23 protein-coding genes are annotated in these 26,478 nt (G+C 73.9%); 6 read left to right on the forward strand and 17 right to left on the reverse strand.

Annotation, left to right across the window (positions count from 1 at the left end; all coding sequences use genetic code 11):
* Positions 1–22 precede the first annotated feature (22 nt).
* Complete coding sequence (locus C4J65_RS03995) at positions 23–1,456, forward strand: solute carrier family 23 protein (protein WP_115741126.1); 1,434 nt, start codon at positions 23–25, stop codon at positions 1,454–1,456.
* Here the strand turns inward: C4J65_RS03995 and C4J65_RS04000 are convergent.
* Complete coding sequence (locus tag C4J65_RS04000; protein WP_115741127.1) at positions 1,438–2,571, reverse strand: glycoside hydrolase family 6 protein; 1,134 nt, start codon at positions 2,569–2,571, stop codon at positions 1,438–1,440. The two genes, C4J65_RS03995 and C4J65_RS04000, sit on opposite strands and share 19 nt — an antisense overlap.
* 173 nt (positions 2,572–2,744) lie before the next feature.
* On the opposite strand from C4J65_RS04000, the gene C4J65_RS04005 reads away from it, so the two are divergent.
* Positions 2,745–3,440 (forward strand): DUF5995 family protein, encoded by a 696-nt coding sequence (locus tag C4J65_RS04005; protein ID WP_115741128.1) that lies wholly within the window; start codon positions 2,745–2,747, stop codon positions 3,438–3,440.
* 132 nt (positions 3,441–3,572) lie between these two features.
* Positions 3,573–4,505 carry an LLM class F420-dependent oxidoreductase gene (locus tag C4J65_RS04010; protein WP_115741129.1) on the forward strand — a complete coding sequence of 311 codons (933 nt, stop codon included), beginning with the start codon at positions 3,573–3,575 and terminating at the stop codon, positions 4,503–4,505.
* 8 nt (positions 4,506–4,513) lie between these two features.
* On the opposite strand, the gene C4J65_RS04015 is transcribed toward C4J65_RS04010, so the two are convergent.
* Positions 4,514–6,211: an NAD(P)/FAD-dependent oxidoreductase gene (locus C4J65_RS04015; protein ID WP_115741130.1), complete on the reverse strand. Its 1,698-nt coding sequence runs from the start codon at positions 6,209–6,211 to the stop codon at positions 4,514–4,516.
* Positions 6,212–6,274: 63 nt separating this feature from the next.
* Positions 6,275–7,063, reverse strand: coding sequence for a carbon-nitrogen hydrolase family protein (locus C4J65_RS04020; protein WP_115741131.1), 789 nt, complete (start codon positions 7,061–7,063; stop codon positions 6,275–6,277).
* Between the two features lie 309 nt (positions 7,064–7,372).
* Here C4J65_RS04020 and C4J65_RS35980 point away from each other — a divergent pair, with 309 nt between their 5' ends.
* Positions 7,373–7,636 carry a hypothetical protein gene (locus C4J65_RS35980; protein ID WP_346265860.1) on the forward strand — a complete coding sequence of 88 codons (264 nt, stop codon included), beginning with the start codon at positions 7,373–7,375 and terminating at the stop codon, positions 7,634–7,636.
* A gap of 388 nt (positions 7,637–8,024) precedes the next feature.
* Here the strand turns inward: C4J65_RS35980 and C4J65_RS04030 are convergent, their stop codons facing one another.
* The 12 genes from C4J65_RS04030 to C4J65_RS37015 all read right to left on the reverse strand — a co-directional run bounded on the left by C4J65_RS04030 (position 8,025) and on the right by C4J65_RS37015 (position 22,725).
* Positions 8,025–9,272: an MFS transporter gene (locus C4J65_RS04030; RefSeq protein ID WP_115741132.1), complete on the reverse strand. Its 1,248-nt coding sequence runs from the start codon at positions 9,270–9,272 to the stop codon at positions 8,025–8,027.
* 148 nt (positions 9,273–9,420) lie between these two features.
* Positions 9,421–9,873: an Lrp/AsnC family transcriptional regulator gene (locus C4J65_RS04035; protein WP_115746290.1), complete on the reverse strand. Its 453-nt coding sequence runs from the start codon at positions 9,871–9,873 to the stop codon at positions 9,421–9,423.
* 202 nt (positions 9,874–10,075) lie between these two features.
* A complete protein-coding gene (locus tag C4J65_RS04040) occupies positions 10,076–10,486 on the reverse strand; it encodes a hypothetical protein (protein WP_115741133.1) in 411 nt (136 codons plus the stop codon).
* A 70-nt stretch (positions 10,487–10,556) separates the two neighbouring features.
* Positions 10,557–11,999: a GuaB1 family IMP dehydrogenase-related protein gene (locus C4J65_RS04045; RefSeq protein ID WP_162833006.1), complete on the reverse strand. Its 1,443-nt coding sequence runs from the start codon at positions 11,997–11,999 to the stop codon at positions 10,557–10,559.
* 108 nt (positions 12,000–12,107) lie between these two features.
* Positions 12,108–12,461 (reverse strand): barstar family protein, encoded by a 354-nt coding sequence (locus C4J65_RS04050; protein WP_115741135.1) that lies wholly within the window; start codon positions 12,459–12,461, stop codon positions 12,108–12,110.
* Positions 12,462–12,501: 40 nt separating this feature from the next.
* Positions 12,502–13,545, reverse strand: coding sequence for a sugar-binding domain-containing protein (locus C4J65_RS04055; protein ID WP_087810377.1), 1,044 nt, complete (start codon positions 13,543–13,545; stop codon positions 12,502–12,504).
* Positions 13,546–13,622: 77 nt separating this feature from the next.
* Positions 13,623–14,309 carry a ribulose-phosphate 3-epimerase gene (gene rpe / locus C4J65_RS04060; protein WP_115741137.1) on the reverse strand — a complete coding sequence of 229 codons (687 nt, stop codon included), beginning with the start codon at positions 14,307–14,309 and terminating at the stop codon, positions 13,623–13,625.
* Between the two features lie 127 nt (positions 14,310–14,436).
* Positions 14,437–15,642, reverse strand: coding sequence for an extracellular solute-binding protein (locus tag C4J65_RS04065; RefSeq protein ID WP_115741138.1), 1,206 nt, complete (start codon positions 15,640–15,642; stop codon positions 14,437–14,439).
* Positions 15,639–16,577 (reverse strand): hypothetical protein, encoded by a 939-nt coding sequence (locus tag C4J65_RS04070; RefSeq protein ID WP_115741139.1) that lies wholly within the window; start codon positions 16,575–16,577, stop codon positions 15,639–15,641. The genes C4J65_RS04065 and C4J65_RS04070 overlap by 4 nt, the downstream gene beginning before the upstream one ends.
* The gene (locus tag C4J65_RS04075; RefSeq protein ID WP_115741140.1) at positions 16,574–18,052 is read right to left on the reverse strand and encodes a VWA domain-containing protein; all 1,479 of its coding nucleotides are present in this window, start codon (positions 18,050–18,052) and stop codon (positions 16,574–16,576) included. The genes C4J65_RS04070 and C4J65_RS04075 overlap by 4 nt, the downstream gene beginning before the upstream one ends.
* A gap of 58 nt (positions 18,053–18,110) precedes the next feature.
* Entirely contained in the window at positions 18,111–20,537 is a 2,427-nt protein-coding gene (locus C4J65_RS04080) for a tetratricopeptide repeat protein (RefSeq protein WP_162833007.1), read from the reverse strand.
* A 49-nt stretch (positions 20,538–20,586) separates the two neighbouring features.
* The gene (locus C4J65_RS37015; protein WP_115741141.1) at positions 20,587–22,725 is read right to left on the reverse strand and encodes a serine protease; all 2,139 of its coding nucleotides are present in this window, start codon (positions 22,723–22,725) and stop codon (positions 20,587–20,589) included.
* 75 nt (positions 22,726–22,800) lie between these two features.
* On the opposite strand from C4J65_RS37015, the gene C4J65_RS04090 reads away from it, so the two are divergent.
* Positions 22,801–23,097 carry a trypco2 family protein gene (locus C4J65_RS04090; RefSeq protein WP_205350953.1) on the forward strand — a complete coding sequence of 99 codons (297 nt, stop codon included), beginning with the start codon at positions 22,801–22,803 and terminating at the stop codon, positions 23,095–23,097.
* A gap of 22 nt (positions 23,098–23,119) precedes the next feature.
* Here the strand turns inward: C4J65_RS04090 and C4J65_RS04095 are convergent, their stop codons facing one another.
* A complete protein-coding gene (locus tag C4J65_RS04095; RefSeq protein ID WP_115741143.1) occupies positions 23,120–24,556 on the reverse strand; it encodes a transcription antitermination factor NusB in 1,437 nt (478 codons plus the stop codon).
* A 129-nt stretch (positions 24,557–24,685) separates the two neighbouring features.
* A complete protein-coding gene (gene fmt, locus C4J65_RS04100; protein ID WP_115741144.1) occupies positions 24,686–25,618 on the reverse strand; it encodes a methionyl-tRNA formyltransferase in 933 nt (310 codons plus the stop codon).
* A gap of 305 nt (positions 25,619–25,923) precedes the next feature.
* Between fmt and C4J65_RS04105 the strand changes: the two genes are divergently transcribed.
* Complete coding sequence (locus tag C4J65_RS04105) at positions 25,924–26,475, forward strand: hypothetical protein (protein WP_115741145.1); 552 nt, start codon at positions 25,924–25,926, stop codon at positions 26,473–26,475.
* Positions 26,476–26,478: the final 3 nt, after the last annotated feature.

The raw sequence follows: 26,478 nt of genomic DNA on the forward strand, positions 1-26,478 counted from the left end.
ACAGAGAAAGCGAAACCTCACCATGGACCTCGGCGTGCGTTGGAAACTGCACGGGGACGGGAAGGTACCCGCCCCCGGAGCGGTGGTCCGCCCCGACGAACGGCTCTCGTGGCCCCGCACGGCCGGGCTCGGCGCCCAGCACGTGGTGGCCATGTTCGGAGCGTCCTTCGTGGCTCCGGTCCTGATGGGCCTGGACCCCAACCTCGCGATCATGATGTCGGGCGTCGCAACCGTCATCTTCCTGCTCGCCACCCGGGGCCGGGTGCCCAGCTACCTCGGCTGCTCGCTCTCCTTCGTCGGCGTCGCCGCGGTCATCCGGGCGCAGGGCGGCACCAGCGCCACGGTGACCGGCGCGGTCCTCGTCGTCGGCGTCGCGCTGTTCCTGGTGGGGCTCGCCGTGCAGCGGTTCGGGGCGCGGATCATCCACGCCGCGATGCCGCCGGTCGTCACCGGCGCGGTGGTGATGCTGATCGGCTTCAACCTGGCCCCGGTGACCGCGTCCACGTACTGGCCGCAGGACCAGTGGACGGCGCTGTTCGTGATGCTGTTCACCGGTCTGGCCGTGGTGTGCCTGCGCGGCTTCTGGTCCCGGATCGCGATCTTCCTGGGACTGGTCTTCGGGTACGTCCTGTCCTGGGCCCTCGACCGGGTCTTCGGGAAGATCCACTCGGTGGACGGCAGCGGCAAGCCGACCGACCACTGGCGGCTGGACTTCTCCGCCGTGGGCGGGGCCGACTGGATCGGGCTGCCGTCGTTCCACGGGCCGAGCTTCGAGTGGTCGGCGATCCTGGTCGCCCTGCCCGTCGTCATCGCCCTGATCGCGGAGAACGCCGGGCACGTCAAGGCGGTCGGCGAGATGACCGGCGACAACCTCGACGACAGGCTCGGCACGGCGATCTCGGCCGACGGCATCGGCTCGGTGCTCTCCACCGCCGTCGGCGGCCCGCCCAACACCACGTACTCCGAGAACATCGGCGTGATGGCCGCGACCCGGGTCTACTCGACGGCCGCGTACTGGGCGGCGGCCGGTTTCGCCCTGCTCTTCGGCCTCTGCCCGAAGTTCGGCGCGGTCGTGGCCGCGATCCCGGGCGGGGTGCTCGGCGGCATCACCGTCATCCTCTACGGCATGATCGGCCTGCTCGGCGCGCAGATCTGGATCAACGCCAAGGTGGACATGCGCAACCCGCTGAACCTGGTGCCGGCCGCCGCGGGCATCATCATCGGCGTCGGCAACGTCAGTATGGAGTTCACCGACACGTTCTCGCTCAGCGGCATCGCGCTCGGCACCCTGGTCGTCATCACCGGCTACCACGCGCTGCGCGCCTTCGCCCCGGCGCACCTCAAGACCCAGCAGCCGCTGCTGGACGAGGGCACGTCGTCGTACGACGCGAAGACCGAGTCCGGCGGCGCCGGTGGTGACGGCGGTGACGGTGGGACTCAGCGCGCCAGGTCGTAGGCGTACGAGGGCGTGAACGTCCCGGGCTCGCCGCGGCAGCCGTCCGACTCCCCGGGCAGCTTGACCCACAGGTAGGCGTCGACGCGCCCCATGCCGGTGGTGAGGGTCGGTGCGCGGCCGAGGCTGCGGCCGTCCGGGTCGCACCACTCGCCGTCGGCCGGGGCGCCGTTGCCGTTGCGGCTGGTGTCGATGACGGCGCCGAGGCTCGCCGGACCGCCGAGGGCGTCGAGGACCGCGCGGTCGTAGGCGATCTCGTCGGCGGTGGCGTGGAAGTTGGAGACGTTGCTGAAGACGCCGTCGGAGGAGTCTTCCGAGGCGGCCCCGGCCTGCTTCAGCCAGCCCGCCTGCCTGGCGGGCGCGTGCCAGCCGGAGTGACCCGCGTCGTAGTACACCCGGGCGGCCGGGTCGGCGTCCTTCATGACCCTCCCGGCGCGGGCCAGGGAGGCGAAGCGTTCGGCGCGCCCACCGGCGGACAGGCACTCGGACTGGGCGACCGAGTCGGGCTCCAGCACGATGATCACCTCACTGGAGCCCAGCCCCGCGGCGAACCGGTCGATCCAGGCGTCGTAGGCGTCGAGGTCGGGCGCGCCGCCCTCCGAGTGGCCGCCGCAGTCGCGGTCGGGTATCGCGTACGGCACGAGGACCGGCACCCGGCCCTGGGCGGCGCCCGCGGCGGTCACGGCGCGGACCCGGGAGGTGATGGTGGCCGGTGTGTGGTCGGCGAACCAGACGGCGGCCGGGTGGCCGGCGATCCGGGACGCGATGACGTCCCGGCGCGGGTCGCCCGGGTGGGCCCGGACCCAGTCGAGGACCTGGGACTCGGGGTGCCGGTAGAGCCGGGTGGCGGCGGCCGTCGTCCGAGGCTTCTTCTTCGCGGAGGTCCGCTTCGGCGAAGGCGCGGGAGCGGGCTTCTCGGCGGTCGGCGACGGCGACGCGGGGCGCGACGGCGACTCGGGCGCGGACCGGGACGGGGAGACGGGCAGGGCGTCCAGCCGCACCGAGTGGGTCACCCGCGGGTGGCCGGCGCCGGCACCGCCGCCGTCCTCGTCGCCGATCGCGGTGAGCATTCCGGCGGCGGTCCCCACCGCGACGACGACGGACGCCGCCGCGACCATCGCACCACGTCCCGCGGCACCCCTGCGCCCGGCCCTGCGAGCAGCCCGACGCCGGGCACGACGGCCTGACACGTACGGTCCCCCTCCCCCGCGCGGCGGGCGCGTTCCCCCGTTCTGGGGAAGCGTCGGGCCCGCCGGCACCGCCGTCAGCCTAAAGCTGCGACGCTGCGGCCATGGCGCACTGCGAGCAAGTCCCGACGGCCGCCTTGACGGTGGACACCGTCCTGTCCCGGATGCGCGCCCTCGACACCGCGCTGCCGGCCCGGGACGGAGTGGCGGTATTCAACCGCGTCTACCTCGCCGTCACGGCGGCCGTGGACCGGCACATCGACGGCGGCCGGTTCGCGGACGCCTCGGCCGCGACCGCGCTGGACGTGCGGTTCGCGGAGCGCTATCTGGCCGCCGTGGACGCGGCGGCGGAGGACCGCCGTCCGCCCGCCTGCTGGCGCCCCCTGTTCCAGTTCCGCCGCCATCCCGGGGTACGGCCGCTGCAGTTCGCGCTGGCGGGCATCAACGCGCACATCGGCCACGACCTCGCGCTGGCCGTGGTGGACACCTGTCGTACGCTCGGCTGCGAACCCGTCGACCTGGAGGACGAGTTCGACCGCGTGGGTGATCTCCTCGTCTCGCTGGAGGAGCGCATCCGCGACGAGCTGATGCCGGGTCCCGACCTCCTGCAGATCGCCGACCCGCTGACCCATCTGCTGGGTTCCTGGAGCCTGGACCGCGCCCGCGAGGCCACCTGGGCGGCGGCCCGCGCGCTGTGGGCGCTGCGCCGGCTGCCGGACGTCGCCGGGGAGTTCACCGTACGACTCGACGCCGCGGTGGGCTTCGCGGGCCGCATGCTGCTCACACCGCTGCCGGACTGACCGGCCGGTTCTCGCGTGTGCGGTCCCGGAACACCCGTGCGGTCGCTGTACGTTGAAACTGTTGGGTCCCATGGGCAACCTGGTGGGAACCATGGGCGACATCGCACCCCGACTGCGAAGGAGCACCCCGGTATGACGACCCGGCTCGGACTCGGCCTCCCTCAGATGCGGCAGTACGACATCGGCAAGGACGTCCCCGACGTGGCGCGCGCGGCGGAACGGATGGGCTACGAGAGCCTGTGGGTGTTCGAGCGCGCCCTGTTCCCGGAGCCCGCGACCCAGGGGCTCTACGGCATCGAGGGCCTGCCCTGGCCGGACACGTACCGGGGCGTGGCGGAGCCGCTGGTCACCCTCGCCCTCGCCGCCGCGGTCACCGAGCGGGCCCGGCTGGGCACGAGCGTGCTGGTCGCCCCGCTGCACGTCCCCTTCCAGCTGGCCAAGTCGCTGGCCACGCTGGACGCGGCGAGCGGCGGCCGGGTGGTGGCGGGCTTCGGTACCGGCTGGTCGCACGACGAGTACGCGGCGGCGTCCGTACGGCCGTTCGCCGAGCGCGGCGCCGCCCTCGACGAGCTGATCGGGGTGTGCCGCGCGGTCTGGGGGCCCGATCCGGTGGTGTACGACGGGGAGGTCACGAAGATCGCGTCCGCCGTGGTCGGTCCCAAACCCGCCCGGCCGATCCCCGTCCTGCTGGCGGCGGGCGACAGCGGCCGGGCCCGGCGTCGCCTGGTCGACCACGCCGATGGCTGGCTGCCGACCGGCATCGGTGCCGAGGCCGTCGCCGCGCAGTTGCGCAAACTGCGGGAACTTGCCGCCGAGCGGGGTCGCACGAAGCCCATCCGGACGGTGCTGCGGGTCAACACCCGCTACGGCGCGGCGCACTACGAGGGCTCCGACCGCCGCCCCTTCCAGGGCAGCGTCGACCAGATCGTCGAGGACCTGGCCGCGCACGCCGAGATCGGTTTCGACGTGATCCTCATCGACGTGCAGAGCACCACGCGCGACGCCGAGGAACTCAAGGACGTCGCCGCCGAGGTCTACGAGAAGGCGCGGGCGGCCGGGGTCTAGGCCCCGGCCTAGACCCCGGGGAGCTCCACCGGCGCGATCTCCTCGTACAGGTCGCCCGGTCCGGGGTTGGTCGCGTCGGTCTCCCCGCCGAAGTGGTGCATGACGCCCCAGACCGCGTTGAGCGCGGTCTGGACGGCGCCCTCGGCCCAGCCGGCCGTCCAGGAGATGTCGTCGCCGGCGAGGAAGATTCCCCGCTTGTCCTCCGGCAGCCGTTCCTGCATGAAGTGGGTGAACAGGCGCCGCTGGTAGCGGTAGTGCCCGGGCAGGTTGGCCTTGAACGCGCCCATGAAGTACGGCTCGTTCTCCCAGGAGACCGTCACCGGGTTGCCGATGACGTGCTTCCTGATGTCGACGTTCGGGTAGATCTCGCCGAGCGACTTCAGCATGACCTCCATCCGCTCGTTCGCGGACAGCGGCAGCCACTTCAGGCTGTCGTCGCACCAGGTGTAGGAGAGGCAGATGACGGCGGGCTTGTCCGGGCCGTCGTCCAGCAGGTAGGTGCCGCGGGTCATGCGGTCGGTGAGCGTCATCGACATGACGTCCCGGCCGGTCACCTCGTCCTTGTCGAGCCAGAAGGGCCGGTCGACCGGGACGAAGAGCTTGCTGGACTCCATGTAGTGGGTGCGCTCGATCGCGGTCCAGTGGTCGATCGGGAAGAGCGAGTCGTCGCAGGCGATCTTCGAGAGCAGCATCCAGGACTGGGCGGTGAAGACCGCCGCCCCGTAGGTGCGGATGTCGCCGTCGGCGTCGGTCACGGTGATGCGGTTGCCCGCGGTGCGGTTCAGCCGGGTCACGGCCGGACGGGGTTCGCCGTCCGCGTGCAGGGACTTCAGCGAGGTGCCGTACGGCCAGTGGACGATCTTCTCCGGCTCGCGCTCCCAGAGTCGGAGCGGCAGTTGCTGGGAGCCGCCGACGATGCCGCGGTGGTGGTCGTCGGCCTCGGTGTAGACGACGCGGAGGATCTCCAGGATGGAGTTGGGGAAGTCGGTGTCCCAGCCGCCGGTGCCGAAGCCGACCTGGCCGAAGATCTCGCGGTGCCGGAAGGACCTGAATGCCTCGGAGTCGCACAGGAAGCCGTAGAAGGTCTGGTTGTCGAGCTTCTCGACCAGTTTCGACCAGATCTCGCGGATGCGCGGGACGTCTCGCTCGCGCAGGGCGCGGTTCATGTCGGTGAAGTCGGCGCCCTCTTCGAGGCACTTCGCCCAGGCGTCGGCCACGTCCCGGTAGACCTGCGGCAGGTCGTCGAGCGTCTCGGCGTAGTGCGACTCGCCCTTGAGGTCGACGACGGTCGACGGCGTGGCCTCGGCGAGGGGGTTGGGGAAGGCCTGGGTCCGAAGGCCCACCAGGTCGATGTAGTGCTGGAGGGCGGTGGAGGACGGCGGGAAGCGCATCGCGCCCATCTCGGCGGTCAGCGAGGGGTCGCAGCCGTCGAAGCCGACGGTGCGCAGGCGGCCGCCGATCCGGTCGGCCTCGTAGACGACGGGCCGCAGGCCCATCTTCATCAGCTCGTAGGCGGCCACGATGCCGGACAGACCGCCGCCGACGACGGCGACCTCGGTGCCGTGCTCGGTGGCGGGTATCTGGCCGAGTCCCGCCGGGTGGGCGAGGAAGTCGTCGTACGCGTAGGGGAAGTCCGGCCCGAACATGGTGATCGGCGGCTGCTGCTCGGCTGCGTGCTCGATCGCGTTGGGCACGGTGGACGTCATGGGGTACGGACTCCTTGCACGGGTGGAAGGGTGGAACGGGTGGCGGGACGCGCGGTCCGGTACTCAGCCGAGTGAGCCGTAGAGACCGGGGCGACGGTCCTTCAGGTACGGGTTGGTCTCGCGGGACGCGGCCAGGAAGGCCGGGTCGACGTCGGCGAGGATCAGCTCCTCCGCCCGCCCGGCGCGGGCGCGGGCGACGCCGTCGGGCCCCGCGAGGGTGGACAGGCCGACGAACTCGAACTCGCCCTCCCGGCCGACGCGGTCGACGTACGCGACGTACATCTGGTTCTCGAAGGCCCGCACCGGCACGACCGACTCGGCGACGAACTGGAACGGGTGCATCTGCGCGGTCGGGACGAGCAGCAGGTCGGTGCCGGCCAGGGCGTGGGCGCGGACGTTCTCCGGGAACTCGACGTCGTAGCAGATCATCAGGCCCACGGTGAGGCCGTCCAGCTCGGCCTGGACGACGGGCTGCTCGCCGGAAGTGAAGTGGTCGCGCTCGAAGCAGCCGAAGAGGTGGGTCTTGCGGTAGCCCGCGAGCCGGGTGCCGTCCGCGGCGACGAGCTGGACGGAGTTGAAGACGCGCTCGCCGTCCCGCTCGGGGTAGCCGTACGCGACGGCCAGGCCGTGGCGACCGGCGATCTCCGCGACGGCGTCGGCCGCGTCGCCGTCGGCGGGTTCGGCGAGGACGCCGACGGCGTCGCCGATGGCGTATCCGGTCAGGAACAGCTCGGGGGTGACGAGCAGCGCGGCTCCCGCGGCGGCGGCGCGGCCCGCGGCCTCGTCCAGGACCTTGAGGTTCTCGGCGGTGGAGCCGGGGCGGCCGGAGCTCTGGAGCAGGGCGGTGCGCATGCGTGTTCCTCACCGGTCGCAAGGGGGCTTCAGGGGTCGGATAGACGGTACGGTCGCCGGACTCGGCCGGACAAGACGGACCTGTTGCGCGCCGGTGAGCGGATCGTTGCGTGCCCCGGGCACCCCACGGCGATTCGTTGCGCCCCGTGCGGCGGGTGCGGTTCTCGTCCCCCGGGAGCCGACCGGGACGGCCCTGCCCGCCGCGCGGCGGAGGTGGCTCCCGTCCTGGGCCGGCTGTGGTGCGGGTGCGGCGCCGGGACAGTGGGGACCGTTCGGTTCACCGGCTTCGTTCCACGGGAGACGACCGCCATGAAACGCCGTACCGCGACCGCCGCACTCCGCGCCGCCCCGCTGCTCACCGCCGTCACCACGGGCGCGCCCGTCGCCGCCGGCCCCGACGGGAAGCCGCACGACGGTCCGCTCCCGCGGGAGGCCGCCGCCCTGGCCGGCACCGCCAAGCCGTACCGGCCGGCGGGGGACGACGTCACCCTCACCTTCGACGCCCGTCTGGCGGCCGAGGACAAAGAGGACCCCTGGAGGCGCCCGGGACCTTCGAGTGCAGCCACTGCCTGAACGGTGAGGGGCGCGGGCCGAGGCAACCGTGGACTGTCTCCTGACCGGCGGTGAAGTGGCCGTCGTCTCCGGCGTCATCACCGACTCCGGCCTCCCCGGCGCCGAGGGGAAGCGGGTCGGTCGTTCGGATCAGGTCGGATCCAGGCGACGGTGCCTTGTGGCCCACCGAGCGGGGTCTGGTGCGTGCAGCTGCAAGGCGGAGGAGGGCGGCAACGCGATGGGGCCCCGCGCGAGCGCAGCCGAGCGTGGGGGAGCTGACAACCGACGACAACGCCGCTGGGGGCACCTCCCACGCCCTTCGGGCAGTGGGGAGTGCGTGCCAGACCCCGCGAACCCGGCATGATCCGGACGACACCCCGGTGCGTGGGGCCGGCGCCCTTCGAGAAGGTCAGGAAGGGGACCGGCGACTTCGACGTCGTGCCCCGGCAGCCGCGGCTGTGGTTCGGGCGGCGCCGGCCAGCGGCAGCGCCGTCAGGACGTACGGCAGCGCGGAGAGCGCGAAGGCGGTGCCGTGGCCCCAGGCCGTGGCCGCTGCCGCGTAGGCGCCGTAGGTGGCGAGGTTGCCCAGCTCGGTGCCGAGGCCCGCGACCGAGGTCAGGGTGGCCCGCCCGGTGTCGTCGATGCGCTGCTGGAGACGGGCGTCGGCCAGCACGGTCGCCAGCTGGAAGCCGCCGAAGGCGAGCGCCACCAGGACCAGGGCGGCCGGTGTGCCGGCCAGGCCCCCCACGGCCAGGGCGAGCGCGGAACCGGTGAGCAGCGCGGCGAACCCGTTGGCCGTCAGGCGCTCCGCCGCACCGGCCAGCAGGCTGCCGGCGGTGGCACCGGCCCAGATCACCAGCAGCAGCCAGGGCACGGTCTCGGCCGCGACGCCGGTGTCGCGCGCCAGCAGCGGCGTGTACTCGTCGAGCGCGCCCCACACCGCGGTCACGGCCGGTACGAGGAGCAGCGCCCCACGCACGGACCGGTCGGCGCGGGCGTCGGCGAGACCCGCGCGCAGGGTCGCGGACCAGCGTTCGCCGCCGCCGGAGGGAGTGCGGTGCTCGGGGAAACGGGTGGCCACGGCCGCCGCGGCCAGACAGGCCAGCACGCTCGCGGCGCCGACCGCGTGGTAGCCGCCCCAGGCGAACACCGGACCGGCCAGGCCCATGGCGGACATGGTCGCGGCGATGCCGATCGCCCGGGCCCGGCCCATGACGCGGGCGTAGTCGCCGGCCGCGCCGGCCCGCTCGAGTTCGTCGTAGACCAGCGCCTCCAGCGCGCCCGAGCCGAGCGCGCCGCCCGCGCCCCACAGCACGAAGCCGAGGGCGAAGGCGCCGTAGGAGGGCGCGAGCACCCACAGCGCGAAGCCGGCGGCGGTGAGCAGCGGGCCGAGGATCAGCAGCAGCCGGCGGGAGACGGCGTCGGCCCAGGCGCCGGAGGGCACCTCGAGCAGCACGCCGGTCAGCGACCACAGGGCGAACAGCGAGGCCGTCTGCCAGACGGACAGGCCGGTGTCGGCGAACAGCAGCGCGTACACCGGGTAGAGCAGGACGAACTCGTCGCAGAACGCCGAGGCGTACAGCGTGCGCACGAGCCGGTGGGTGCCTGCGGGCGCGTCGGCGGCACGCGCGGCTGAGGGCGGGGGTGAGACGGTCATGAGGCCTTCCCGAGGGGGCGGATCGGACACCGGAGGTACGGCGTCCGGGGCGGCCCTCGGGAGGAGGCGCTACGGGTGGCGCGGGTGGATCAATGTCGCCAGGTCATGGCACCGATGCTAGAGGGCACGCGGCGCCCTGCCCACCGGATTACGTGGGCGAACCCGACGAGGAGCGCCGCAGCAGTGGCGAGAGCACCAGCACGGACTTGGTGCGCTCCACGAACGGCTCCCCGGCGATCCGCTCCAGGACCCGCTCGAAGTGCCGCATGTCGGAGGCGAAGACCTGGGCGACCGCGTCGGCGTCCCCGGTGACGGTGGACGCGGCCACGACCTCCTGGTAGCGATCGAGGCCCCGCTGGATGGTCTCGGGCGAGGTGTTGCGGCGGCAGAAGATCTCGACGAACCCCTCGGTCTCCCAGCCGAGCGCGGCGGGGTCGACCCGTACGGTGAAGCCGGTGATGGCGCCGGTGGCGCGCAGCCGGTCCACGCGCCGTTTCACGGCGGGCGCGGAGAGGCCGACCGACTGCCCGATGTCCGCGTAGGAGCGGCGGGCGTCCTCGGCGAGGGCGTGCACGATGCGTTCGTCGAGATCGTTCAGCACTGCGGGTCGTTCACTTCGCTTCTGGTGCGTCCGGGCCCCGGGCGGGTCCGGTGTGGCGAGTCGGGGGCGGCGGTGGCCGTACCCGAAGTAGAACACGAGCCGGACGGCCACCCGGACACCGAAGACCACCCGGGTGACGGTGTGGACGGGCCGCCGATCAGGCACCCGCAGCGGGCGAAGCCGAGGGCGGCGGGACCGAACGCTACGAGCCGGACGGTCGGTGACTGTCCGGCTCGCCCGCGGCGGCGCGTGCCTCGGCCGCGTCCGCGGCGTCGAAGCCGATCTGTCCTGGCCGGCCGCGGGCGGCCTCCTGGGCGTCGATCCAGCGCGTGTGCGCCTCCCAGGCGGCCTGCTTGCTGGTGCCGAGGGCGGCTCCGATCTGCGCCCAGGAGGCACCGGCCTCGCGGGCGGCGCGGACGGTGAGTTGGCGCCCGTAGGCGGCCTTGCGGGCGACCACCTCGCTGAGCGCGAGCAGTTCGAGGAGCTGGGCGCGGTCCAGGGCCTCGTCGTCGCTGCCGAACCCGGCGAGGGACTCGCGGGCGCGCAGCTCGTCGAGGCGGGCCACGGCGGTCAGCAGGGTGTGCTGCGGCTCGATGCTCTGCGGTGTGGTCATGCGTCCAGCGTCACGTCAGGACGGCTTGACGTCAAGCCGCCCTGACGTGACTGCCGGGCTTCGGGGCGGGTCAGCTCCAGCTGGCGTGCAGCGGCTTGCCCTCGGCGTAACCGGCGGCGCTCTGGATGCCGACGATGGCCTTCTCGGCGAACTCCTCCAGGGAGCCGGCACCGGCGTAGGTGCAGGACGAGCGGACGCCCGCGATGATCGCGTCGATCAGGTCCTCGACGCCGGGCCGGGCCGGGTCGAGGAACATCCGCGAGGTGGAGATGCCCTCCTCGAACAGCGCCTTGCGGGCCCGGTCGTAGGCCGACTCCTCCGAGGTGCGGTTGCGCACCGCGCGCGCGGAAGCCATGCCGAAGGACTCCTTGTAGGCGCGGCCGTTGGCGTCGTGCTGGAGGTCGCCCGGGGACTCGTAGGTGCCCGCGAACCAGGAGCCGACCATCACGTTGGACGCGCCGGCCGCGAGGGCCATCGCCACGTCGCGGGGGTGGCGGACACCGCCGTCCGCCCACACGTGCTTGCCGTACTTCTTCGCCTCGGCGGCGCACTCCAGGACGGCGGAGAACTGCGGCCGGCCCACGCCGGTCATCATGCGGGTGGTGCACATGGCACCGGGGCCCACACCGACCTTGATGATGTCGGCGCCCGCCTCGATCAGGTCGCGCACGCCCTGGGCGGAGACGATGTTGCCCGCGACGATCGGGACCCGCGGGTCGAGGTCGCGCACCACCTTGACGGCGCTGATCATCGACTCCTGGTGGCCGTGCGCGGTGTCGATGACGAGGGTGTCCACGCCGGCGTCGATGAGCTGCTTGGCCTTGCCGGCCACGTCGCCGTTGATGCCCACGGCGGCGGCGATGCGGAGCCTGCCCTGCGCGTCGACGGCCGGGGTGTACAGGGTGGCGCGCAGGGCGCCCTTGCGGGTGAGGATGCCGGCGAGGCGGCCCTCCTTGTCCACGGCGGGCGCGTAGCGGCGGTTGGCGGCGTCGAGGGTGTTGAAGGCCTCGCGCGGGTCCAGGTCGGCGTCGATGAGGATCAGGTCCTTGGACATGACCTCCTCGAGCTGGGTGAAGCGGTCCACGCCGGACAGGTCGGTGTCGGTGACCACGCCGACCGGCCTGTGGTCCTCGTCCACGACGACGCCCGCGTTGTGCGCGCGCTTGGGCAGCAGGGCCAGCGCGTCGGCGACGGTCTGGTGCGGGGCCAGCACGATGGGGGTGTCCAGGACGTGGTGGCGGCTCTTCACCCAGGAGACGACGTCGGTGACGACCTCGATCGGGATGTCCTGCGGGATGACCACGAGGCCGCCGCGCCGGGCCACCGTCTCGGCCATCCGGCGGCCCGCGATGGCGGTCATGTTGGCGACGACCAGCGGGATCGTGGTGCCCGTGCCGTCCGGGGAGCCGAGGTCCACGCCCTGCCGGGAGCCGACGGCGGAGCGGCTCGGCACCATGAACACGTCGTCGTACGTCAGGTCGTACGAGGGCTGGATGTCATTGAGGAAACGCACGTGCTGCACATCCCAGTCGATCAGAGGTGGCCCCCGGACAGGTCAGCCAGGGGGAAAGAGCACGTACTTCATTGTCCCACGGCGGGTGGCCGATCAGCCCCGGGCAGATCATCCAGGCTGGTCAGCGGCCTGCTTGGAGGATCCTCCAGGGCCGAGGGTGACGAAGAGCCCCGGGCCGCGGTCGGTGGCCTCGGCGAAGACCTCCTCGGCGACGGTCCACTCGTCCGGCCGCGCCTCGGCGTACGCCCGCCAGCCCTCCACGACGAGGACCAGGCCCCGGTCCGCCGCGCCCACGGGCCAGACGGAGGGGTCGGCGAGGGAGTCGGCGAGCGCGTCCCAGTTCCGGCCGAACCGGTCGGGCAGCGCCAGGTCGCGGGCGCAGCGGTCCATCAGGCCCGCCTTGTCCGTGACCCCGCCGAGGTCCAGCGTGACCACGAGCCGTCCCGCGGGGTCCTCGGTCATGTCGCGCCCCTTCTCTCCCGCTTCCGGTGCCGATCGGCCGTCAGATCCCGTCGGGGTCGGTCCGGTTGAGCGTCGACTTCGGTGCCGAGCCCGCCGTCATCAGGTAGTCCGCGGCCGAGGTGTCCGTGACCAGGCTGGTGACGAGGCCGGAGCGCAGCACCGCGTCGATGGCCGCCGCCTTGCGCTGCCCGCCCGCGATCGCGACGACCTCGGGGATACGGCGGAGCTGGTCGGCCTTGACGGTGATGCACCGCTCCCCCAGGTCCCGCCCGACCCGGCGCCCTTCGGCGTCGAAGAGGTGCGCGGACATCTCGGCGGCGACCCCGAGCGAGGCGTAGTGCGCGCGCTCCTCGTCGCTGAGCATGTCGTGCACCGTCGAGATCCCGGGCTCCCAGGAGCCGATGGAGACGCAGGCGACCGTGACCTTGTCGAAGTACTCGAAGGCCCGGGCGATCCCGGTCTGGTGCCGCAGCGCCTGCGCGGTGGCCGCGTCCGGCAGGAGCATCGGCGCGTAGATGGGGTGCGCGTCGCCGCCCGACACCTGGGCGGCACGGCGGACGGCCTCCACCGAGCCGCGCTCGGCGGTCCCGGCGTCGTACACGCCCGTCAGCTGCACCACGGTGCACGGCGGCAGCCGGTCGAGGGCCGCCGCCATGTGGATGGTCGACCGGCCCCAGGCCAGGCCCAGCACGTCGCCCTCGTTGACCAGCTCGCCGAGCAGGTCGGCGGCCACCTCGCCCAGGTTCTCCGGGTCCGGTGTCTCCTCGGCGTCGGCCGGGGACTCCACCACGACGGCGTGCCGGAGCCCGTAGCGGGCCCGCAGGGCGTCCGAGCGCTCGGCGTCCAGCTCGGCCGGCACCCGGATCTCGATGCGCACCAGGTCCCGCTCGAGGGCGGTCTCGAGAACCCTGGCCACCTTGAAGCGGCTGACGCCGAACTCCTCCGCGATCTGGATCTTGGACTTGCCCTCGAGGTAGAAGCGGCGGGCCATGGCCGCCGCCTGGACCAGCTCAGCGGGTCCCATCCGCATGGCTGAACGGCCCGCCGACATACCCGACACGGCGATCTCCTCACTGCTGTTCACACTCTGGATACGCCGTTCATCCTCGCAGATTCGGCGCACTTGATCAGCCCTGGCGGGAGCCGTTCACTTTCTGTTCCTCAGTGGTCGCAGGACCAGGATGCCTTGGCGGTCGCCGCATCCGCCTGCGTGCGCAGTGCACGTACCGCCTCGGCCGGGTCGGACGCCCCGTACACCGCGGACCCCGCGACGAAGACGTCGGCGCCGGCGTCGGCGCACCGCTCGATCGTGGACGCCGAGACACCGCCGTCGACCTGGAGCCACAGCTCCAGACCGTGCTTCCTGATCAGCTCACGGGTGCGCCGGATCTTGGGAAGCATGATGTCGAGGAACGCCTGCCCACCGAAGCCGGGTTCAACCGTCATGATCAGCAGCATGTCGAGTTCGGGGAGCAGGTCCTCGTACGGCTCGATCGGCGTCGCGGGCTTGAGCGCCATGGACGCGCGGGCGCCCTTGGCCCGGATCTCGCGGGCCAGCCGCACCGGTGCGGCGGCCGCCTCGGCGTGGAAGGTGACGGAGCCGGCGCCCGCCTCCACGTACTGCGGCGCCCAGCGGTCGGGAGCCTCGATCATCAGGTGGCAGTCCAGCGGGGTGTCGGTCGCGCGGGCCAGGGACTCGACCACCGGCACGCCGAGCGTGAGGTTCGGGACGAAGTGGTTGTCCATGACGTCGACGTGGAGCCAGTCGGCTCCCTCGACCGCCTTGGCCTCGTCCGCGAGGCGGGCGAAGTCGGCGGACAGGATGCTGGGGTTGATCTGCGCGGCCATGTGCCCAAGCCTGCCATGCCCTCCGGGGGTGGGCGGGGATGGGTCCTCGGGTTGTGGGGGTTGTTCTTCGGGTGCGGGTTGTCCGTGGTTGCTCGCGCAGTTCCCCGCGCCCCATTTGGGGCGCGTCTCAGCCGGCGCTGCATACCGGCAGGTTCTGGGACCTGCGGAGCGCTTCGAGTTCTCGCAGGCGGGTGTTCAGGTCGGTCGGGTCGGCGAAGGTGCGCAGGACTGCCTGGTGGAAGGCGTCGCGGGTGGTGCGGGGCATGGCGTCGGAGGCGTCCCAGCAGCGGGTTCGGCCGGGTTCGCGCAGGATGGCTCCGATCTCCCGCTCGGTGGCGTCCTGGTCGCCGTCGGCCGCGGCCGTCCGGTTCGCCGTGTACTCCGGCAGCGCGGTCGCCGGGTCGGCGAGGTAGCGGATCAGCTGCTCGGCCTCCTCGGTCGGGTTCAGTATGGCCGCGAGGTCGCCGGAGACCTCCCACGCGCCGGCGTCTGCTCCGGCGCCGGGCACGACCTCGGAGGAGTGGACGTGGTCGCCGCCCTCCTGCCGCCAGTGCCCGGCGCGGAAGGAACCCTGGTGCTCCAGGCGGCCCGGCGCGCAGTCCGCGTCGAAGGCGGTGGTCAGCACCTGCCCGACGCGGGCACGGTCGCCCGCGCCCACCAGGTCGGCCCAGGTCGTCCAGGCCCTGCGCACGGCGTCGTCGGTCCACGGCAGCCTGCCGTTGGCCCACTCCTCGTACACCCGTGGGCCGGCCTGCTGGAGCAGGATGTCCTCCACCCAGTCGGTGCCCGGCCAGCCGGAGGTCGCGCCGGACTCCAGGCCGGCGCACCACCGTGCGGGAGGGCCGGCCGTCCCGGCCGTCGGTGCCGGTCCGGCGTACCACACCATGCTCTTGAGGCCGGTCTTCACGGGCAGCCAGTACGTGTGGGCGCCCTGCCCCGGCACGGTGACCTCGGGAGCCCAGAACCGGTCGTAGTCCCGGGCGTCGAAAAGGCCGTCCAGCGGGTGGAGCCGGCCGTCGACGGCGTAGGCGAGCAGTTCGCCGGGGCCGGGCAGCACCGCCACGTCGGGCGGGTTGCCGGCCGCCATGTCGGCGGCCAGCACCTGGCTGAGCGCGGAGCTGCCCTGGTAGACGACGTCGATCCGGTACTTCTCCTCGAACGGCTCGACGACGTGCTCCTCGAACTGCTCGCGCTCCGTGCCGCTCCAGTTGGCGAGCAGGGTGACCGAGCCCTGCCAGCCACGCGCCCAGCGCACCCCGGCGTACACGCCGGCGCCGAGCAGGACCAGGCAGAGGCAGAGGATGCCGAGGGTGCGGGTACCCGGGCGGCTCATCGCTGCCCCCGGAACCGGTACTCGGAGATCCGCGGCCACAGTCCCCACAGCGTCAGCGCCACCACCACGGCCCCTCCCAGCAGTATCCAGTCGGACAGCGAGGCCCAGAACCCGGCGTCCGCGAGCGCGCCCTGCACGTCGTCGGCCACCTTGGGGACGGCCTCCGGGGCGGCCGGCGGCACCCGTACCCCGGCGACGGAGTCGGTCATCGCACGGTGGGCCGAGACGGTCTGCCAGGCCAGTACGGGCACGCCGACGGCGCACACCGCGGTGGCGGCCAGCAACCGCAGTTGCACGGGCCGCCGGAAGCGGCGCCGCAGGAACCGCTGGCTCTCCAGCAGCGCCCCGCACAGGGCCGCGTACAGCACCGCGACGGTGCACCAGCCGAGCCACAGCTCCCAGGGGAAGGCGGCCTGCCGCCGGGCCTCGGCCAGCTGTTCGCCGCGCAGGGCGTCCAGGCGGCTCATGATGTCGCCCTCGGTTCCGGCCTCGGCCTCGAGACCGAGGACCTTCTCGGCGTAGTGGAGGAAGGCGGCGCGCAGCGGTGAGCCGTCCGGTTCGCGGCCCCGGCGCTCCACCCAGCCCGAGTAGACGGCGATCAGCCCGGTGACGGTCTGGACGTCGTGGCGGCCCGCCAGGCCGGTGACGTTCTCCGAGGCGGCCAGGGCGAGGCTCTGCTGGGCTACCGAGACCTGGGTGAGGAATTCGCCGCTGGTGTCGCCCTCGGCGCCGGTCTCGCGGACCACGGCGTTCGCCTGGCGCAGCGCGCTCCGCGCGGTGTCGACGGCGCGGATGCCGGGCGTGCTCGCGGTGGACAGCGGAACGGTGTCGTCGTGCACGCCGCGGTAGGCGAAGAACAGCGCGAGGGTGGTCGCGGTCACCAGGACCAGCAGCAGCCTGAGTCTGCGGATGAGGTCCCGGCCGGTGGTGCTCACGGCCGCGCCTCGAAGCGGTGCCCGCAGGCCGGGCAGAACCGGGCGGCCGCCGGAGCCTTCCGCGAGCAGGCCGGGCAGGGCACGGCGGCCCCGCCGCCCGGCGCGCCGCCTGCCGCACCGGAGCCGGTCCCGGTGCCGGTGCCGGATGCGGGGCCGTAGGTGCTGTGGCTGCTCGCGGTGATCAGGTGCTGGAAGTCGACGGCCGTGACCTCGGGGCGCAGGGTGACCCGGCCGGACGACGCGTCCTCGATCCGCACCAGCCGGGCCAGCCGGGCCAGCTGCTCGTCGGCGCCCATGACGTGCGCGAGCAGCACGGCCCGGCCGAGCTGCTGTTCTGCCAGGTCGCGCTGTCCTCGGCGGTGGGCGTCGGTGGCCGCGGCGACGGCCTCGCCGAGCCGCTGGTGCTGCTCGAAGTGCTCGACCTGGGCGTCGGTGTGCCGGGACAGGGCCGGATCGTCGGTCCAGTGCACCAGGCAGGGCTGCGGCGGCGGCAGCCGGACCTCGCCGCCGCCTGGTACGCCGGGTACTTCGATGGCGACCACGGCGAGCTGGAGGTCCTCCCCACGCGGGCGGCCGGTCGGGTCGGCGGCCAGGCACAGCTGGTAGCGGCGCGTCTCGTCGCCCCAGGCCCGGGTGACGAACCGGCCGGTGCCGTCCTCGGCGGTCAGCTCCGCCTCGGTGGGGAAGACCTGTTTGAGGTAGCGCACGGTGCACCCGGGCATGGCGGTCACGGAGACGACCAGTTCGGGGACGGTCTTGGTGAGCAGGCGGTTCATCAGCTGCTCGTACTCCCCGGGCAGGGCCTCCTCCTCGCGCACGGAGGAGGCGCTGCCGTGCAGCCGGCTGGTGATCCGCAGCAGTTCCCGGCCGTCCCAGCCGTCACCGATGCCCCAGGCGTCGCAGACGAACCGGCCCGCGCACGCGTCGAGCACCCGGGCGAGCGGCATCTGCTCGTCGTGCTGGTTCTTGCCGTCGGTGAGCAGCAGGACGTGCCCGATGGGCGCGTCCTGCTCCGTCAGCAGCCGGCGGCTCAGGTCCAGCCAGGCACCGATGCAGGTGCCGCCGCCCGCGACCGTCTCCCGCACGGCCCGCTCCGCCCGCGTCCGGGTGCGGGCGGAGGCGCGGGCCATGCGCGGGGTGTCGGGGTACACCACGGTCGCCTGCTCGTTGCCCCGGATCACCGCGAACGGGGTGCCGTCGGGCAGCTTGCGGATCGCCGCGACGGCCGCCTGCTGGGCCGCGTGCAGCTTCTCCACCGGCCAGGTCATCGAGCTGGAGCAGTCCATGACCAGCACCTGCGCGAGCACCGGGCCGCCCGGGTGGCCGTCGCCCCCGGTGCCGTCCACGCGCACGCTGAGGATGGCGTGCATCCGCGGGTCGCCCGCCTCGCCGGGCAGGTACTTCCACTGGCTGATCTCCAGTCCGGCGGCCACCTGTCCGGCGGCCTCGCCCGTCCGGGGCGTTCCTGTCTCCACGTGTCCGTGCCCCCTCGCCCACGTCGTCGCTGCCTCGCACCCTCACGTGCTCACGTGCTCATGCTGTACGCCGCCACCCCCGCACCAGCTCGCGCAGCCCGGCCGGTGCCGGGAGCACCGCGTACGCGGTGTCCAGCAGGTCGCCGCGCTCGCCGACGCCGCCCGCCTGGTCGGCGAGGCGCCTGAGCGACCCGGACAGCAGCCTGCGCAGCGCCTCCTCGGTGTCCTCGGGTCCGAACAGCTCGCCGGCAAGGAAGCAGCTCCCCCAGCCGCCGGGCGGGCGGCAGTCGAGCGCGTGCTCGCGCAGTTCGGTCACCAGCCGGTCCCAGGACCCGCTGCCGTCCAGGTGCAGCCCCGCCAGCCGCTCGGCGGCCTCGCGCAGTTCGGCGGCGAGCGGGGCGGGCCGGTCCGGCAGCCTGCCGGTCAGGATCCGCACCGCCGCGACGCGGGCGGCGTCGTAGTGCCGGGAGGTGGTCGGCACGCCGTCCAGGACGTCGACGGCCGCCCGGCGTCCGGCGCGGCGCAGCCGGACGCGGGCCAGTCCGAAGGCGGCGCTGCCCTGGGTGGGGTCGCGGCGCAGGACGGCCGCGTAGAACTCCTCGGCCTGCGCGTGACGGGCCCGCATCCGTGCGGCCGTCTGCCCGTCGGCCGGTCCGGCCGGTCCGGCTGCTCCGGCTGCTCCGGCTGCTCCGGCCGGTCCGGCTGCTGAGGCCGGTCCGGCTGCTCCGGCTGCGGGCTCGCGGTCCCGCTCCGCCAGGTACTCGGCGCAGTAGCCGAGCGCCAGCTTGGGCGCGGCCTCGCCGGGCAGCGCCGCGTAGGTGGCGGCGAACTCGTCCTCCGCCTTGTCCACCGCGCCGCGCGTGAGGTGGACCAGTCCCCGGTGCCAGAAGATCCGCCAGTCGTAGTCGCCGCTCCACCCCTTGGCCCGGGCCACCCACGCCTCGGCCCGCGCGGTGTCCCCGCCGTCCAGGTAGGCGCGGCACAGCCACAGCGCCGTCTCCACGGTCCGCAGCGCCGGGTCGCCCTCCGCCCGTTCGGCGATGCGGTCGGGGGTGTCCGCGGCAAGCCCGCCGAGCAGTACGGCCGCCGGGTCCGAGGCGTCGGGGAGCGGGACCGGCAGGGCGCGGGCCACCGCCCGGGGTTTGGGGGCGCCGGCGGGCAGCTCGGGGGTCCCGGCTGTGGGGCGTCGCGTCCACCACTGGAGCGCCGGGACGGTGCCGAGGGCGGCGCCGAAGACCGCAGCGGTCGGCTCGAAGCGGGTGGAGCGCTCGGGATACGGGTCGTGCCCGCCGAGGGCCTGGTCCTCGCGGAGCACCTCCCACAGCTGGCGGGACATCTCGGCCGCGGAACGGAACCGGGCGGCGGGCTCGGGGTGGGTGGCGCGGCGGATCAGCGCTTCGAAGGAGCGGGCGGCCAGTCCGGCGGGCCGGGTGGCGCGTTCGGCGAGCACCTTGAGGGTCCGGCCGACGGTGTACAGGTCGCTGTCGACGTCGAGCCCGCGCCGGTCGCGTTCGCGCTTCGGCGGGGAGTAGCCGTGGGTGTGGACGAGCCCGGAGGAGCGGTCGTCGATCCGGCGGATGGCGCCCAGGTCTATGACCTTGATCTCCCGGCCGTAGTGGATGACGTTCTCGGGCTTCATGTCGCAGTAGAGCAGACCCCGGTCGTGCAGGTACTCCAGGGCGCCGAGGATCTTGCAGCCGTACGTGATGACGTGCCCGAACTCGAAGCCGCCGGCTCCGAACAGCCGCGCCAGCTCCTCCTCCGGGGCGAAGCGGATCCAGGACAGGGACCGGCCGCCGACGTACTCCATCACGATGTAGCCGGTCGGTTCGGCGTCGCCGGGCGCCCGGTGCTGGACGTGGGTGACGATGCGGACGATGTCCCGGTGGTGCAGCGTGGTGAGCGAGCGGCGCTCCTCGACGGCCGCCCGGCGGGCCACGGCGTCGCCGGTGTTGATCAGCCCCTTGAGGACCACGTGCAGGCCGGGCACCCGGGTGTCCTCGGCGAGGTAGACCCAGCCGTGGCCGCCGACGGCGAGGTAGCCGAGCACCTCGTAGTGCCCGCCGACCCGGTCCCCGGGGCGCAGCTTCGGCCGGAACGAGTACTCCGTCCCGCACTCCGGGCAGAACCCGTGGTCGGGCGCGGGGCCGCCGTCGTAGGAGACACCGATGGTGCCGGCGCAGTTGTCGACGCCGCAGCGCCGGCCGCCGGTGGGGGGCCGGGCGACGGTGTCGGCGGCCTCGGAGGGCTCCGGTGAGGGCAGGTGGGGCAGGACCAGCAGCCCGTCGCGGTCCAGCTCTCCGGCGGTCGGGGCCCCTGAGCTCTGCGCGGGCCGGGCCGGCGCGTCGGGGCCGACCGGGCCGGTGTCGGGCCGTGCGACGGAGGGCTCGGGTGCGAGGGGCCGGCGGAAGCAGGTGTCGCAGAACCCGGTGACCATGATGTGGCCGCCCTGGCAGTCCGCTCTGGCGCAGGCTCTCCCGCTCATGCCGGGGGCTCCCCGTGCGGCCGGGGGTCGTGCCGGGGCGTTCTCGGTGTCATGACGCATCCCCTCCGCCGCGTCCGTCCCCTCCGCCGCAGCCATCCCCTGCGCCGCGGCCGCCCCCTGCGCCGCGGCTGCCCCCAGCGCCCCGTCCGTTCCCTGCGCCGCGGCCATCCGGGGCTCCTCGGCCGTCCCGGGCTGCGTGGCCGTGCCCCGCTCCGTGGCCGCCCCCACCCCCGGCCCCGTGCCCGTCCGCAGCCTCGTGGCCGCCCCAGGCTCCGTAGTCGTCCCGGGCGGCCGGTCCGTCGCCTCCGCCGAGCCCGTCCCGGGCTTCGTAGGCGTCCTGGTCTCCCCGGCCGCCTCCGGATCCGTAACCGGCCTGGGCTCCTGGCCCGTCCCCGGCTCCGTGCCCGTCCCCGGATCCGTAGCCACCCCCGGCGCCGCGGCTGTCCCCGGCTCCGTGCCCGCTCCCGGCACCCGGTCCGTCGCCTTCGCTGTGGCCGTCGACGCGCCGGGTGTAGGCGTCCACCGCCGCTTCAGCCGTGCGCACGTCGCAGGGCCTTGCCCGGAGCAGGGTGTGAGCCCGGAGGTAGAGGCCGTCCACCACCGGGTCCTCCTCGCCCCGCAAGGAGTGCTGGTGCAGGACCTGGTAGCTCCGCAGGCGCCCGGCGAGTTCGTCGCGCCGGTCGCGGAGCCGGTCGAGTGCCGCGACGGCCGCCGCCAGCCGGCCCTCGACCCGGTCGGCCAGCCGCTCGTACCGCGCGAGGTCCGGGCCGGGTCCGGGAGCCGGGTCCCCGAGACCTCCCCCGTCGTGGTCCGCTTCGCCCGCCGCGCGGAGCAGGTCGGCGAGGGCGGCGTGGGCGGCCACCAGGTCGGAGTCGAGGGGACGCACGCCCTGGGGCACCACGGCGGCGAGGCGTTCGCGCAGGTCCTCGGCGCGCGGACCGGTGATCTCCTTCAGCCGCTCGACGAGCCGGGCACGCCGTCCCCGCGCGGGTCCGGTGAGCAGTTGCTCGCGGGCACGACGGTGGCAGTCCCCGGCCGTGCGCAGGACGAGCAGCAGACGGCTGCCGTCGGCGCGCAGCACGTCCAGCAGGTCCAGCACGCCGAGCGGATCGACCGCCTCGTCGACTCCGACGACGACCAGGTTGAGGCTGGTCCTCGCGGCCCGGATCCGGTCGAGCGGAGCTTCCTCAGGGTGCCGCGGCAGTCCCAGGCGTTCGGCGATCCGCTCGGCGATACCGGCCGAGGTCCGCCCCTCCGCGTAGACGGCGAGGTCGTGACCACCGGCCGACGGAACGGTGCCCGGCGGGTCGAGGGAGGCCCGGTCGACGGAGACCGGTGTGCGCAACTCGCGGTCGGCGAGGGTGATGGCGCGGCGCAGGGTGGCCTCGCGCGCCGCGTCGCCGTGCCGGACGACGCTGATCTTCACCTGGCTGCCGTCGTCGCGCAGCCAGGCGGCGAGGCGCTGGGCGAACGGCCGGTCGAGCAGCTCCGGGAGTATGTCCTCGGCGGTGGACCGCAGTTGGGGGTCGACGGCGCTGGGACCCGTGGTGACGAGGTCGAGCCGGGGCAGGTGGCGCACGATGGTCTCGACGGGACTCATGAAGGAGAACCGGTTGCCGTGCCGGTCCTCCTGGCCGCTGAGCACCATGCCGATGACCTCGCCGGTGTCGCTGTCGGCGACGCCCGCACCGCTGCACCCCGGGCTGGCCAGCTCACCGGGACTGGCCGGGATCAGCTGGACCTGTCCGTCGCGTCCGCAGACCCCGACGGCGGTGGCGCGGAACCAGATGCCGCCGTTGTGCTGGTACGGGAAGCCGTACATCCGCACCTCACGGTTGGGTGCGGACAGCCGGTGCAGCCGAACCGTTTCCTCGACGGGGCGGGGCCGCTCCAGCCGCAGCAGTGCCACATCGCCGCTGGGGTCGCCGTCGGCGTCCAGCGTCTCCGGCACGTAGGCGTCGCGCTCCGGCCTGGCGGGGACCGCGGGCACGCCGTGGCCGACCGCGCCGACGAACTCCGCGGTCATCGCGTCCGCCGTCCGGTCCACCACATGGGCGCAGGTGAGCACCCACTCCGGAGTCAGCAGAATGCCGGCTCCCGCGATCTCCCCGTCCGCTCCCCGGATCCGCACCGCCCAGCTCGGCGTCGTCATCGGCGAGGCGGCCGGGCCTCCCCCGCCAGCAGCCATATGCGAACTATACGGGCGTCTGCTCCTGTCGCATACTGCTGCGACAAGAGTGAACGGGCTTTGTACGGAGGCGAATTGACGAACGAACCGGGTTTCGTGGGACTGGCCGAGGTGATCGGCCGGATCCGGGGCGAGCTGGAGGAGGCCCGCGCCGACGCCGAGGGCCGGGACCTCGGTTTCGCCGTGGAGAACGTGAGCCTGACCTTCACCGTGCAGGTCCACCGCGCGGGCAGCGGCCGGGGCGGCGTCCGGATCGGCGTGGTGACGGCGGAACTGGGCGGCTCCGTCGACCACCAGACCACCCATCAGGTCCAGGTGGACCTGAAACCGGAGCTGACGGGCGGGGAGCGGGTGAAGGTGCGCAGACGCTAGACGTGCCGGCGGCCGACGTCGTTCAGGAGGTCCGGCGCACGAGCGCCAGGTACATGGCGTCCGTGCCGTGCACATGCGGCCACAACTGGACGTCGGGTCCCTCGCCCAGGCCGGGCACCCCGGGCAGCAGCGGCCGGGCGTCGAGCAGCTCGGTGCCGGGGTGCTGCTTGAGGACGTCCGTCACGACGGCGCGGGTCTCGGCGAGGTGCGGCGAGCAGGTCGCGTAGGCGACGACGCCCCCGACCCGAACGGCCTCCAGGGCATTGCGGAGCAGGCCGCGCTGGAGCGGGGCGAAGCCGTCAAGATCCTCGGGGCGACGCCGCCAGCGCGCCTCCGGTCGGCGCCTGAGGGCGCCCAGGCCCGTGCACGGCACGTCGACCAGAACGCGGTCGAAGCTCCCGGGCCGCCACGCCGGGCGGGTCCCGTCGGCGGCGATCACCTGGTAAGGGCCGGGATTTCCGTCCAGGGCCCTGGCCACGAGCCCGGCGCGGTGCGGCTGCTTCTCGGAGGCCAGCAGGAAGGCGCCCCGCTCGGCGGCCAGGGCGCCGAGCAGCGCGGCCTTGCCGCCGGGCCCCGCGCACCCGTCCAGCCAGCGCCGGTCCGGTCCGTCCAGGGGCGCGTTGGCGAGGGCCAGGGCGACCAGCTGGCTGCCCTCGTCCTGCACACCGGCGCGGCCCTCCCGCACGGCCTCGACGGCCCCGGGTTCGCCGCCCTCGCTCAGCCGCACCGCGTACGGCGACCAGCGCCCCGGTACGGCGGCCTCCTCGCCGAGCAGTTCCTCGCGGGTGGCCCGGCCCGGCCGCGCGACGAGGGTGACCTCGGGGCGTTCGTTGTCGGCGGCCAGCAGTTCCTCGATGCCCGCCCGGCCGCCGCCCAGCGAGTCCCACAGCGCGGAGACGACCCAGCGCGGGTGCGAGTGCACGACGGCCAGGTGGTCCTCGGGGTCCTGGTCGTAGGGCGGGGCGACCCGCTCCAGCCAGCCGTCCAGGTCGTCCCGGGCGACCTTGCGCAGCACGGCGTTGACGAACTTGGCCCGTCCGTCCCCGAGCACGACCCGCGCCAGCTCCACGGAGGCGGAGACGGCGGCGTGGCTCGGGATACGCGTCCCCAGCAACTGGTGCACGCCCAGGCCGAGGACATCGAGCACCGGCGGATCGACCTCGCGCAGCGGCCGGTCCACGCAGTCCGCGATGATCGCGTCGTACGTCCCCTGCCGCCGCAGCGTCCCGTAGACGAGCTCGGTGGCGAGGGCGGCGTCCCGCGCGTCGAACTTCTCGGGGCCCTCCTTCTCCCGCGCCCTGCGCAGCAGCGGCGGCAGGACCAGGTTGGCGTAGGCGTCCCGCTCGTCCACGGCCCGGAGCGCCTCGAAGGCGAGAATGCGGACGGGGTCCTTCTGGGGTCTGCGGTACGGCTTGCCGGGCTTGCCGGGCTTGCGGGGACGGCGGGGCTGCTCGCTCACGAAAAAGGTGCTCCGGGTGTGGGACGAAGGGCGCTCACCAGCGTACGCCGGGCCGGTGAACGGTGAAGCGGAGGCGTGGAGACGCGGAAGCGCGGAAGCGCGGAGGGGGTGGAGGCGCGGAGACGCGGGTCAGTCGCCGAGCACCTCGCCCTCGGTGATCCGCGCCCCGCGCGCCCAGTCCGCGGCCCGCATCGGCTTCTTGCCCTGTGCCTGCACCCACAGCAGCTCGACGGCGTGCGAGCCGGTGCCGACGTACACGTTGTTCTTCCCGGCGGCGAGCTGTCCTGGGGCGAGGTCGCTCCGGTCGGGCAGCGGAACGGCCTGCACGAGCTTGAGCCGCTCGCCGCGGAAGGTGGTCCAGGCGCCGGGGGCCGGAGTGCAGCCGCGCACCACCCGGTCCACCCGCAGCGCCGGGGCGGTCCAGTCGATCCGGGCGTCCTCGACGGTGATCTTCGGGGCGAGGGTGACGCCGTCGTCCGGCTGCGGAACGGCGTCGAGGCTGTCGTCCTCGATGCCGTCCATGGTGGCCGCGAGCAGACCGGCTCCGGCGAAGGCCAGCCGGGTCAGCAGGTCGCCGCTGGTGTCGGTGGGTCGGACGGTCTCGGTGACCGTCCCGTAGACGGGGCCGGAGTCCAGGCCCTCCTCGATCAGGAAGGTGGACGCGCCGGTGATCTCGTCGCCCGCCATCAGCGCGTGCTGCACGGGGGCGGCGCCGCGCCAGGCGGGCAGCAGCGAGAAGTGCAGGTTGACCCAGCCGCGGGCGGGCACGTCCAGGGCGACGCGGGGCAGCAGGGCGCCGTAGGCGACGACGGGGCAGCAGTCGGGCGCGATCTCGCGCAGCCGCTCCAGGAAGTCGGGATCGCGCGGCTTCGCGGGCTTGAGCACCTCGATGCCCGCCTCCTCGGCCCGCTCGGCCACGGGCGAGGCGACCAGCCGGCGTCCCCGCCCGGCCGGAGCGTCCGGCCGCGTGACGACGGCGGCCACCTCGTGCCGCCCGGAGGCGATCAGGGCGTCCAGGGCGGGAACGGCGACCTCGGGGGTACCGGCGAAGACGAGCTTCATGGGTGGGACGGGCCTCTCGGGCGGGGACGATGGCGGGCAACACCCCAGTCTACGAGCCCAAAGGACACGGAAAGCCGCCGACGGCGCAGCACCACGACGGCAGACGCTCACCTCTCGACCAACGGCGAACGGGTGGTGCGCGGGTGTGAGACCCCCGAGGCCGAAGGCCGAGGGGGCGCACGAACAAACCCCCACGCCCCGCCCCGTGACCAACAGCCCACCCACACGTTGGTCAAGGAAGAGTTGACACACCGGGCCGCCCGCGCGGCCCGATTCCTTTCAACGCCGGTTCGAGAGGCTTGTTCATGGCCGACCACGCAACCCACGACGCCCAGGCTCGGGCCAGCCTGCACTTGCTGGTGCGGGACATCGAGCGGGTCCGCCGGCAGGTGGACGCACTGCGCACCCTCACCGCCCAGTTGGGCAACGTCTACCGCCCGCGCCGCTCCGGCCCCTCCACGGGCTTCGTCGTCTACGGACGTGCCCCCGCCCCGACCGTCCGTCTCGCCCAGGAGCTGCGGGACAGTGTCGAGACCCTGGTCACGGCCGCCGTCGACTTCGACCGTTCGCTCGGCTTCTCGTGGGACGCGGTGGGCTCCGCCCTCGGCGTCACCAAGCAGGCGGTGCACCGGCGCTACGGCTCCCGCCGCCCCGCAGCCCAGACGGCGTCCACCGCCGAGGCCGCCGAGCACACCCCGGAGCCGACGGCCACCCACCCGGTCAACGTGGGCTCGGGCCTCCCCCCGGTGCCCACGGTCCCGGCGGCCCGCTCGATGCCGACCCAGCCGACGTCCGGCAGCCCGTCCCTGCGCGACGAGGTCCGCCCGACCGCCTTCCCCGGCCCGCGCAACGGCTGAGCC

Source organism: Streptomyces sp. CB09001 (assembly GCF_003369795.1).
GTDB lineage: Bacteria > Actinomycetota > Actinomycetes > Streptomycetales > Streptomycetaceae > Streptomyces.